Source organism: Cellulosimicrobium sp. 72-3, from assembly GCF_013127315.1.
GTDB lineage: Bacteria > Actinomycetota > Actinomycetes > Actinomycetales > Cellulomonadaceae > Cellulosimicrobium > Cellulosimicrobium funkei.
Map to the genome: position 1 here is coordinate 976,009 of NZ_CP053419.1, position 11,298 is coordinate 987,306.

General features: G+C 71.4%; 6 protein-coding genes. All 6 read left to right on the forward strand.

The genetic code is table 11. The annotated features are described in order from the left end of the window. The first annotated feature begins 86 nt into the window (after window positions 1–86). The 6 genes from araA to HKK73_RS04465 all read left to right on the forward strand — a co-directional run bounded on the left by araA (window position 87) and on the right by HKK73_RS04465 (window position 11,032). Window positions 87–1,595: an L-arabinose isomerase gene (gene araA, locus HKK73_RS04440; protein WP_144721701.1), complete on the forward strand. Its 1,509-nt coding sequence runs from the start codon at window positions 87–89 to the stop codon at window positions 1,593–1,595. A gap of 381 nt (window positions 1,596–1,976) precedes the next feature. After that, complete coding sequence (locus tag HKK73_RS04445) at window positions 1,977–2,996, forward strand: ABC transporter substrate-binding protein (RefSeq protein WP_031315144.1); 1,020 nt, start codon at window positions 1,977–1,979, stop codon at window positions 2,994–2,996. Between the two features lie 235 nt (window positions 2,997–3,231). Then, the gene (locus tag HKK73_RS04450; protein ID WP_085388451.1) at window positions 3,232–4,770 is read left to right on the forward strand and encodes a sugar ABC transporter ATP-binding protein; all 1,539 of its coding nucleotides are present in this window, start codon (window positions 3,232–3,234) and stop codon (window positions 4,768–4,770) included. Beyond that, complete coding sequence (locus HKK73_RS04455) at window positions 4,767–5,825, forward strand: ABC transporter permease (protein WP_043655183.1); 1,059 nt, start codon at window positions 4,767–4,769, stop codon at window positions 5,823–5,825. The genes HKK73_RS04450 and HKK73_RS04455 overlap by 4 nt, the downstream gene beginning before the upstream one ends. Window positions 5,826–5,908: 83 nt before the next feature. Continuing rightward, the gene (gene yjfF, locus HKK73_RS04460; RefSeq protein ID WP_021482614.1) at window positions 5,909–6,886 is read left to right on the forward strand and encodes a galactofuranose ABC transporter, permease protein YjfF; all 978 of its coding nucleotides are present in this window, start codon (window positions 5,909–5,911) and stop codon (window positions 6,884–6,886) included. A gap of 264 nt (window positions 6,887–7,150) precedes the next feature. Next, window positions 7,151–11,032 carry an alpha-L-arabinofuranosidase C-terminal domain-containing protein gene (locus HKK73_RS04465; RefSeq protein ID WP_171467524.1) on the forward strand — a complete coding sequence of 1,294 codons (3,882 nt, stop codon included), beginning with the start codon at window positions 7,151–7,153 and terminating at the stop codon, window positions 11,030–11,032. Window positions 11,033–11,298: the final 266 nt, after the last annotated feature.

An 11,298-nucleotide genomic window follows, 5' to 3' on the forward strand; every position in this document is an offset into this window, starting at 1 on the left:
GGCGCACCGGCACGACACGCAGCACGACCACCGGGACGGGACCGCAGCGGTGCGGCCCTCGCCCACGACACGAGAGATGGACCGACATGAGCAAGCCCTACGCGGACCGCGAGATCTGGTTCCTCACCGGCAGCCAGGACCTGTACGGAGAGGAGACGCTGCGGCAGGTCGCCGAGCAGTCGCAGGAGGTCGCGCGCGCCCTCGACGCGTCGCCGGACGTCCCGGCGTCCGTCGTCTGGAAGCCCGTCCTCAAGGACGCCGGCGCGATCCGCCGCGCGATGCTCGACGCCAACGCCGACGACCGCGTGCTCGGCGTCGTGACGTGGATGCACACGTTCAGCCCCGCGAAAATGTGGATCGGCGGCCTCGACCAGCTCCGCAAGCCGCTCCTGCACCTGCACACGCAGGCGAACGTCGAGCTGCCGTGGGACACGATCGACTTCGACTTCATGAACCTCAACCAGGCCGCGCACGGCGACCGGGAGTACGCGTACGTCGCGACGCGGCTCGGGGTGGCGCGCACGACGGTCGTCGGGCACGTCTCGAACCCGGCGGTCACCGCGCGCGTCGGCTCGTGGGTGCGCGGCGCCGCCGGCTGGGCGGCGACGCACGAGCTGCGCCTGGCCCGCTTCGGCGACAACATGCGCAACGTCGCGGTGACCGAGGGCGACAAGACCGAGGCCGAGCTCCGGTTCGGTGTGAGCGTGAACACGTGGGGCGTGAACGACCTCGTGCGCGCGGTCGACGAGGTCTCCGAGGCCGACGTCGACGCGCTCGTCGCCGAGTACGAGGACCTCTACGACGTGGTCCCCGAGCTGCGCAAGGACGGCGACCGGCACGCCTCGCTGCGGTACGCGGCCCGGCAGGAGATCGCGCTCGAGACGTTCCTCGAGTCCGTGGGCGCCAAGGCGTTCACGACGAACTTCGAGGACCTGGGCGACCTGCGCCAGCTCCCCGGCATCGCCGTCCAGCGCCTCATGGCCAAGGGCTACGGGTTCGGGGCCGAGGGCGACTGGAAGACGGCCGTGCTCGTGCGCGCCGCGAAGGTCATGGGCGAGGGGCTGCCCGGCGGTGCGTCGCTCATGGAGGACTACACCTACGACCTGACCCCGGGCAGCGAGAAGATCCTCGGCGCGCACATGCTGGAGATCTGCCCGTCGCTCACGACCTCGACGCCCCGCGTCGAGATCCACCCGCTCGGCATCGGCGGCAAGGAGGACCCGGTCCGCATGGTGTTCGACGCCGACCCGGGCGTCGGCGTCGTCGTGTCCCTCGCGGACATGCGCGACCGCTTCCGGCTCACGGCGAACGTCGTGGACGTCGTCCCGCCGAGCGCGCCGCTGCCGCACCTGCCGGTGGCACGTGCGGTGTGGGAGCCGCGGCCGGACTTCGCGACGTCCGCCGAGGCCTGGCTGACGGCGGGCGGCGCGCACCACACGGTGCTCTCCACGGCTGCGGGGATCGACGCGTTCGAGGTCTTCGCGGACATCGCGCGCACGGAGCTCCTGGTCATCGACGAGAGCACGACGCGGCGGGGCTTCCGCGACCAGGTGCGGTGGAACCAGGTCTACTACCGCCTCGCGCAGGGCCTCTGACGCCTGGGGGAGCCGTCCGTGCACGGTCCCGTCACGGCCACCGGCCGTGACCGAACCGTGACGGGGCGGCGGCTTCCCCTGGAGCCGTGTGAGCGCTAACATCGTCTCTCGGGAGGCTGTGAGCGATCACATCCGCGGGCCCGGGGTCCTGCCCCTCGCCTGGCTCCGCAGCTCGAGCACGTCGCAGTGCCGAGCGGTGACCGGAATGGTTACCGAACGGTGATGCGGAATGCCGAGTGGGGGCTTGCGGGAGCGGCCCTGACACCGCTAGACATTGACACAAGCAAACATGTATCAACAAGAGTCAACAGTCCGATGAGGGGCTGGCACGACCCGACGGTCCTCGGCACGGCGCCGAGGTCGCATCTCAAGGAGGAGAGCATGTTCAGCACGACCAAGGCGCGCACGCGTCTGACGGGTGTCCTCGCCGGCGTGGCGGTCCTCGCGCTCGCGGCGTGCAGCAGCGGGGGCGGCAGCACGGACGGCAGCAGCAACGACGCGGGCGGCGACGGCGGCGGTGGCGGCGACACGATCTCCGTCGGCTTCTCGCAGGTCGGCGCCGAGTCCGGCTGGCGCGCGGCGAACACCAAGTCCATCCAGGACACGCTCACGGCCGAGAACGGCTTCGACCTCAAGTTCTCCGACGCGCAGCAGAAGCAGGAGAACCAGATCCAGGCGATCCGCTCCTACATCGCGCAGGGCGTCGACGTCATCGCGTTCTCCCCGGTCGTCGAGTCCGGCTGGGACGCGGTGCTCGAGGAGGCCAAGCAGGCCGGCATCCCCGTGATCCTCACCGACCGCGCGGTCGACTCCGAGGACGACACCCTCTACGAGTCGTTCATCGGCTCCGACTTCGTCCTCGAGGGCGAGATGGCCGGCGACTGGGTCTCCGAGAACCTCGCGACCGAGCCCATCAACGTCGTCGAGCTTCAGGGCACCACGGGCGCCGCGCCCGCGATCGACCGCAAGACCGGTTTCGAGAACGCCACGGCGGACAACCCCAACGTGACGATCATCGACTCGCAGACCGGCAACTTCACGCGTGCCGAGGGCAAGACGGTCATGGAGGGCTTCCTCCAGGCGCACGACGACATCGACCTCGTGTACGCGCACAACGACGACATGGGCCTCGGCGCCATCGAGGCCATCGAGGCCGCCGGTCTCGTCCCGGGCGAGGACATCAAGATCGTCACCGTCGACGCGGTCAAGGACGGCATGCAGGCTCTCGCCGACGGCAAGATCAACTTCATCGTCGAGTGCAACCCGCTCCTCGGCCCGGACCTGGCCGACATCATCAAGAAGGTCGTCGCGGGCGAGGAGGTCGAGAAGCGCATCGTCGTCAAGGACGAGTCCTTCACGCAGGAGCAGGCGATCGAGGCGCTCCCGACGCGCGAGTACTGAGCGCACCGCGCGCGCCGAGCGGGCGCCCCGGACCTCCGGGCACCCGCTCCGCACCGCCCCGGCGGGGCCGGTCGACGCCGACGGGCCCCGCCACCACGGACGGGTCGCGCGCCGGGAGAGCACGGCTCCCCGGCGCGCGGCCGACGCACCACCGCCGGCATGCCGACCCCGCCGGCGTCCTGAGGCGCCCCGGGGCCCGGCAGCCCCGCCGCCACCGCTGCACGGAAGGTCACCCATGACTACCGCCGTCCCCGACGGTCGGCCCGTCGTCGAGATGACCGGGATCTCGATCGAGTTCCCGGGCGTCAAGGCGCTCGACGGAGTCGACCTCACGCTCCGGCCCGGAGAGGTCCACGCCCTCATGGGCGAGAACGGCGCCGGCAAGTCGACGCTCATCAAGGCGCTCACCGGCGTCTACTCGATCGACTCCGGTCGCATCCTCGTCGACGGCGCCGAGCACACGTTCTCCGGCCCGGGCGAGGCCCAGGCCGCCGGTGTCTCGCCGGTGTACCAGGAGGTCAACCTCTGCGAGAACCTCTCGGTCGCCGAGAACATCATGCTCGGCCACGAGCCGCGCCGCCTGGGCGCGATCGACTGGCGGGCCACGCGCCGTCGGGCGGGGGAGATGCTCGCGCGCCTCAACCTCGACATCGACCCGGCGTCCTCGCTCTCGAGCCACTCCCTCGCCGTGCAGCAGCTCGTGGCGATCTGTCGCGCGCTCGTCGTCGAGTGCAAGGTGCTCATCCTCGACGAGCCGACGTCCAGCCTCGACGCGGACGAGGTCGCGCAGCTCTTCGCCGTCGTGCGGCGCCTGCGCGACGAGGGCGTCGCGATCCTCTTCGTCTCGCACTTCCTCGAGCAGGTGTACGAGATCTCCGACCGCATGACCGTGCTGCGCAACGGCAAGCTCGTCGGCGAGTACGTCACCGCCGAGCTCCCGCGCCTCGAGCTCGTCTCCAAGATGATCGGCACCTCGCTCGAGGTGCTCGAGGAGCTCGAGGAGGCGCCCAAGCGCTCGGTCGCCGACCGCGAGGCGACGCCGTTCGTCCAGGCGCTCGGCGTCGGCCGCAAGGGCTCGGTGCAGCCGTTCGACCTCGACGTCTACCCGGGCGAGGTCGTCGGGCTCGCGGGCCTCCTCGGCTCGGGCCGCACCGAGCTCGCCCGGCTGCTCGCGGGCGCGGACCGCGCGGACAGCGGCCAGGTCCGCGTCGGCGGCGCGCTCGCCCGGCTGCGCACGCCGCGCAGCGCGATGCAGCGCAAGATCGCGTTCTCCTCGGAGCACCGCAAGGCCGAGGGCATCGTGGGCGACCTGACCATCCGCGAGAACATCGTGCTCGGGCTCCAGGCCGAGCGCGGGTGGGCGCGGCGCCTGCCGCGCAAGCAGGTCGACGAGATCGTCGAGAAGTACATCAGCGCGCTCGCGATCCGCCCCGCCAACCCGGACGCGCTCATCAAGAACCTCTCGGGCGGCAACCAGCAGAAGGTGCTCCTCGCGCGCTGGCTCGCGACGGCCCCCAAGCTGCTCATCCTGGACGAGCCGACGCGCGGCATCGACGTCGGGGCGAAGGCCGAGATCCAGAAGCTCGTCGCCCAGCTCTCGGGCGAGGGCATGTCGGTCGTGTTCATCTCGGCCGAGCTCGAGGAGGTGCTGCGGCTCAGCCACCGCATCGCCGTCATGCGCGACCGCGTCAAGGTCGCGGAGATCACCAACGACGAGGACGTCACGGTCGAGGACGTCGTCGAGCTCATCGCGAGCGGAGGGCAGGAGTCATGAGCACCACGGCACCCGCCTGGCAGCGCGCCGTCCAGCACCGGCTCTTCTGGCCGATCGTCGCGCTGGTCGTGCTGCTGGCGGTCAACACGGTCAACCGGCCGAGCTTCCTGTCCATCAGGCTGCAGGACGGCCACCTCTTCGGGTCGCTCGTCAACCTGCTGAAGAACGGCGCACCGCTGCTGCTCGTCGCGCTCGGCATGACCCTCGTCATCGCGACGCGCGGCATCGACCTGTCGGTCGGCGCGGTGGTCGCGATCTCCGGGGCCGTCGCGCTGAGCTTCATCGCGTCGTCGCCCACGCCGGACAGCCTGACGACCGTCCTCGTCGCCGTGGGGATCGCGCTCGCGCTGTCCTTCGTCCTCGGCGTGTGGAACGGGTTCCTCGTCTCCGTCCTCGGGATCCAGCCCATCATCGCGACGCTCGTGCTCATGACCGCGGGCCGTGGCGTCGCGATGCTCATCACGGGCGGCCAGATCACGACGGTCAACAGCGCACCGTTCAAGTCGATCGGGTCCGGGTTCTGGTTCGGGATCCCCGTCGCGGTCGTGCTGGCCGGCATCGTCTTCGCGGCCGTCGCGCTGCTCACGCGGCGCACCGCGCTCGGCATGCTCATCGAGTCGGTCGGCATCAACCCCGAGGCGAGCCGCCTCGCGGGCGTCAAGGCGCGCAGCATCATCTGGACCGTCTACGCGGTCTGCGCGCTCTTCGCGGGCCTCGCCGGCCTCATGATCTCGTCGAGCACCATGGCGGCCGACGCCAACAACGCCGGGCTCTTCATCGAGCTCGACGCGATCCTCGCCGTCGTGATCGGCGGCACGTCGCTCGCGGGCGGGAAGTTCTCGCTCTCCGGCACCCTGGTCGGCGTCCTCATCATCCAGACGCTCACCCTCACGGTGACCATGCTCGGCATCTCGCCGTCCGTCACGCCCCTGTTCAAGGCGATCGTCGTCATCGCGGTCTGCCTCGCGCAGTCCCCGAAGGTGCGCGACCTGGTCGCCGCCCGACGACGTCGCGCGGCCCCGACGGCCGCCGCGGCCGCGGAGGTGAGCGCCTGATGTCCGCCGTGCAGACCCCTGCCCCGACCTCGCCGCCCGACCCCCGGGGCGCCGAGACCGCCGCCCCCGGAGGCCGACCGACCATGACCGAGCGACTCACGAGCCGCGTGCGCCTCGACCGGCGCTACCTCCCGGTCCTCGGCACGTTCGCGGTGCTCGCGCTCATGCTCGTCGTGGGCGGGAGCCGGTACGAGAACTTCCTCTCGGCCCGCGTCGTCTCGAACCTGTTCATCAACAACTCGTTCCTCATCGTGCTCGCGGTCGGGATGACGTTCGTCATCCTCACCGGCGGCATCGACCTCTCCGTGGGCGCCGTGGTGGCGCTGTCCGGCATCACGACGGCGTCGCTCCTCCAGAGCGGGTGGCCGGTCGCGGTGGTGCTCGTCATCGCGGTCCTCATCGGCACCGTGCTGGGGCTCGCCGTCGGGCTCATGGTCCACGTGTTCGACATCCAGCCGTTCATCGCGACGCTCGCCGCGATGTTCCTCGCGCGCGGCCTGTGCTACGTCATCAGCCTCCAGTCCATCCCGATCACGAACGAGTCGTTCGTGGCGCTCGCGGGCTGGAGCCAGGAGATCGGCGACGGCTGGCGCCTGACGACCGCGGTCATCATCGCGCTCGTCGTCGTGGCGATCGCGTTCTACGTGCTGCACTACACGCAGTTCGGCCGCACGGTCTACGCGATCGGCGGCGGCGAGCAGTCGGCGATGCTCATGGGCCTGCCCGTCGCGCGCACCAAGGTGCTCGTCTACGTGGTGAGCGGCACGTGCGCCGGCATCGGCGGCCTGCTGTTCGCGATGTTCTCGCGGTCCGGCTACTCGCTCACGGGCGTCGGCATGGAGCTCGACGCGATCGCGGCGGTCGTCATCGGCGGCACGCTCCTCACGGGCGGGACGGGCTTCGTGCTCGGGTCCGTGCTCGGCGTGCTCGTGCTGGGCCTCATCCAGACGATCATCACGTTCGAGGGCACCCTGAGCTCGTGGTGGACGAAGATCGTCATCGGCGTGCTGCTGCTGGTCTTCGTGATCCTGCAGCGCGTCCTCGTCGTCAGGCGGAGGTGAGCCGGCGGCACCGGCCTCCGCCCCGGGCGTCCTCGTGACGTCCGCGGCGCGGGGCCGGTGCCGCGGCCGTCTGCCCGGGCCGACGGCCCGGGGTCACCGGAGCAGGACGGGGGCCGGCACCCCTGGGTCGTTCGGGCGTACGCCCGACCGGCGGTGTCATGACGCCGCCCTTGTGGAATGTGAGCGCTCACACTAGGCTCGGGCCCGAACTTGTGAACGCTCACACGCAACGGTGCGTGTCTCTCGACGATGAGAGGAAGCCCTATGGAAACGTCTGTTCACCCGTCCCTCCCCGCGTCCCGGCGCAGACCGGCGCGCCGCCCGTCCGTCGCGGTCGCCCTCGTGGCGGGCATGGTCGGCACGGTCGCGCTCGCGACGTCGCTGCCGGCCGCCGCCGCGGAGCCCGACCTGCCCGACGGCGCGTGGGTCGACACGTTCGACGGCGCCGCGCTCGGCCCGGACTGGACCGTCGTCAACCCCGTGCCCGAGGCGCTGTCCGTCGGCGGGGGGAAGCTCACGCTGACCTCGCAGCCGGGCGACACCTACCAGGATGCGAACAGCGCGAAGAACGTCGTGCTGCTCGACGTGCCGGCGGGCGACTTCACCGTCGTCACCCGGCTGGAGGCGCCCGTCGCCTCCGTCTACCAGGGCGCCGGCCTCGTCGCGTGGCAGGACATGGACAACTACGTCCGGTCGGGCCTGACCTTCGTGGGTGACCTCTCGCCGTCGGGCCGCGCGATCGAGAACGACGTCGAGACCGGCGGCGTCTTCAGCGCGGCGGCCTTCACCGACCGCCCGGGCTCCACCGGGGAGACGCTGCGCATGCAGCGCACCGGCGACACGATCGCGACGAGCTTCTGGGACGGCACCGCGTGGCAGCCCGCGGGCTCCGTGACCGTCGACTTCCCGACGACGCACGTCGGCCTCTACGCGCTCGCCGCGCAGAGCGGCGCGGCGCACACCGCGGCGTTCGACTACGTCGCGGTCCAGGCCGCCGAGGGCGCGGACCAGGTGCCCGACGGCACGTTCACGCTCGCGGGCCCGGGCGACGCCCGGTACCTCGTGGCGACCGACGACGGCCTCGCCCTCGACGACGAGCGCCCCGCGACGACCGTCGCGCTCGCCGCGACGGCGGTCGACGGCGCCGAGGGCACGTCCCCGGTGACGCTCGCCGTCGGCGACCGGCCCGTGGTCGTCTCCGGCGCGTCCCGGCTCTCCCTCGGGCCCGCGGGCGCGGACGCGACGGCGCTGCGGCTCACCGACGCGGGCGGCGGCACGGTCTGGCTGCGCAGCGCGGCCGACCCCGAGCGGTACGCCGGGGTGCGCGCTTCCGACGGCGCGCTCGTCCTCGGTCCGCGCGACGCGGCCACGAAGCTCACGATCACGCCCGCCACGAGCGCGGACCACGAGATCACCGTGGACCTCGCGGGCGAGCGCACCCAGATGAGCGACGAGCTGTACGGCATCTTCTACGAGGACATCAACTACGCGGCCGACGGCGGCCTGTACGCCGAGCTCGTGCGCAACCGGTCGTTCGAGTTCAGCAACCAGGACAACGGGTCGTTCACCGGCCTCACCGCGTGGAGCGCCGCGAACCGCGGCGGCGCGACGGCGACGACCCAGGTCGTGAACGACGCCGGGCGGCTCAACGCGACGAACCGCAACTACCTCAACCTGACGACGACCGGCGCGGGCGCCGGGGTGCGCAACGCCGGGTACAACACGGGGCTGTTCGTCGAGGAGGGGGAGTCCTACGACTTCTCCGTCTGGGCGCGGTCGGCGACGGCGCAGAACGTCACCGTGCGCGTCGAGGATGCCGCCGGGACCACGGCGTACGCGACCGGCCAGGTCGCCGTCGACGGCTCGAACGCGTGGAAGAGGTACGACGTCACGCTCACCGCGACGGGCACGACGAACGCCGGGCGGCTCGCGCTGCTCTCCGGCGCGGCGGGCACGCTCGCGCTCGACCAGGTGTCGCTCTTCCCGCAGGACACGTGGGTCGGCCCGGTCAACGGGAAGTCCGTGCTCCGCAAGGACCTCGCCGAGAAGATCGACGCGCTCGACCCGCAGTTCCTGCGCTTCCCCGGCGGCTGCGTGACGAACGTCGGCACGTTCCGCACGTACGAGGAGTCGGGCTTCACCGACCGTCGCCGCACGTACCAGTGGAAGGAGACGATCGGCCCGGTCGAGGAGCGCGCGACCAACTGGAACTTCTGGGGCTACAACCAGTCCTACGGCATCGGGTACCTCGAGTACTTCCTCCTCGCCGAGGACCTCGGCGCGACGCCGCTGCCCGTGGTGTCGGTCGGCGCCAACGGCTGCGGCAGCACCATCCCCGAGATGACCGACCCCGCGCAGATCCAGCGGTGGGTGGACGACACGGTCGACCTGATCGAGTTCGCCAACGGCGACGTGACGACCGAGTGGGGCGCCGTGCGGGCCGAGCTGGGCCACCCCGAGCCGTTCGGCCTGAAGTACGTCGGGCTCGGCAACGAGGAGAACACGAAGACGTTCGAGGCCAACTTCCCGGCGTTCCGCGACGCGATCGCGGCCGCCTACCCGGACGTCCAGATCATCTCGAACTCCGGGCCGGACGACACGGGCCAGCGCTTCGACGAGCTGTGGGAGTTCAACCGCGAGCAGGACGTCGACCTCGTCGACGAGCACTACTACAACGACCCGCAGTGGTTCCTCGAGAACGACGAGCGCTACGACTCCTACGACCGCGAGGGGCCGCACGTCTTCCTCGGCGAGTACGCGTCACGCGGCAACACGTTCGCCAACGCGCTGTCCGAGGCCGCCTTCATGACGGGCCTCGAGCGCAACTCCGACGTCGTGCGGCTCGCGTCGTACGCGCCGCTGCTCGCGAACGAGTCGTACGTCCAGTGGTCGCCCGACGCGATCTGGTTCGACAACGACGAGTCCTGGGGCTCGGTGAACTACTACGTCCAGCAGCTGTTCTCCGCGAACGCGGGCGACGAGGTCGTGCCCAGCACGCACTCCGGCCCGGCGCCCGCCGACGCGACGCTCGACGGCGGCGTCTTCCTCTCCACGTGGAACACGGCCGCGCAGTACGACAACGTGCGCGTCACCGACAACGCGAGCGGCGACGTGCTCTTCGCGGACGACTTCGAGTCCGGCGCCTCGCAGTGGGAGCCGCAGTCGGGCACGTGGGCGGCGCAGGACGGCGCCTACGTCCAGTCGGCGACGAACGTCACCGACGCCCGGTCGATCGTCGCCGGCGCGTACGCGAAGGACTGGTCGAGCTACACGCTCGAGCTCGACGCGCGCAAGACGTCGGGCGCGGAGGGCTTCCTCGTCGGGTTCGCCGCGGGCGGCCCGAACGACTACTACTGGTGGAACCTCGGCGGGTGGAACAACACGCGCCAGGCCCTCCAGCGCGCGTCGGGCGGGAGCGCCAACGAGGTGCAGGCCGTCGAGAACCACAGCATCGAGGCCGGGCAGCCGTACCACGTCAAGGTCGTCGTCGAGGGCTCGACGATCGAGCTCTACCTCGACGGCGAGCTCCAGATGTCCTACGAGCAGCCGTCGACCAAGTCGCTCTACCAGGTCGTCACGCGCGACGACGAGACAGGTGACGTCGTCGTCAAGGTCGTCAACCCCACCGCCACCGCCGCGCGCACGCAGGTGCACGTCGAGGGCTCTGAGGGAATCGCGGACCAGGCGACGGTCACGGAGATGGTGGGCGCGCCGTCGGACACCAACACCAAGGCCGACCCCGAGCGGGTCGTCCCGGTGGAGCGGACCCTGACGGGCGTGGGGGAGGAGTTCTCCTACGAGTTCCCCGCGCACTCGATCACGTTCGTCCGGCTGCACGCGTCCGACACGGAGCCCGAGCTCGACCTCGCGGTCGAGGTCACGCCGCGCTGCCTCGCGGGCAAGGCGTACGTCGCCGTGCGCGCGACGAACGGCGAGGACGTCCCCGTCGCGCTGACGCTCGCGACGCCGTTCGGGCAGAAGGCGTTCGCGGACGTGGCGCCCGGCAAGAACGCGTACCAGTCGTTCGCGGCGCGCGCGACGTCGGCCCCGGCCGGCACCGCGACGGTGACGGGCACGGCGACGCTCGACGGCGAGCAGGTCACCTCGACCGTCGACGTCGCCTACGACGCGCTCGACTGCGGCTGAACCATGCCGAGGTAGAACCGCAGGTCGCGAGGTAGAAGCCCCCGGGCTCTACCTCGCGACCGCTGGCTCTACCTCGCGAGAGCACGCTTCCCTCGTGGCCGGTCCGGCGGGCCACGAGGGCGCGGCCCGCGCTCCCCGCGCGGGCCGCCACCGCACGACACCGCACGACACCGCACGTCTCGACGCGCGGGCGACGACGCCCGCGCCGACCAGAGGAGCACCGATGCACCCCCGACCGACCGACGGCGTCCGCTGTCGACCCGGCG

Bases quoted from the DNA above. Each gene is read 5' to 3' on its own strand.
- HKK73_RS04445 (WP_031315144.1), top strand. From the start codon at position 1,977: ATGTTCAGCACGACCAAGGCGCGCACGCGTCTGACGGGTGTCCTCGCC.
- HKK73_RS04465 (WP_171467524.1), top strand. From the start codon at position 7,151: ATGGAAACGTCTGTTCACCCGTCCCTCCCCGCGTCCCGGCGCAGACCG.
- araA (WP_144721701.1), top strand. From the start codon at position 87: ATGAGCAAGCCCTACGCGGACCGCGAGATCTGGTTCCTCACCGGCAGC.
- yjfF (WP_021482614.1), top strand. From the start codon at position 5,909: ATGACCGAGCGACTCACGAGCCGCGTGCGCCTCGACCGGCGCTACCTC.
- HKK73_RS04450 (WP_085388451.1), top strand. From the start codon at position 3,232: ATGACTACCGCCGTCCCCGACGGTCGGCCCGTCGTCGAGATGACCGGG.
- HKK73_RS04455 (WP_043655183.1), top strand. From the start codon at position 4,767: ATGAGCACCACGGCACCCGCCTGGCAGCGCGCCGTCCAGCACCGGCTC.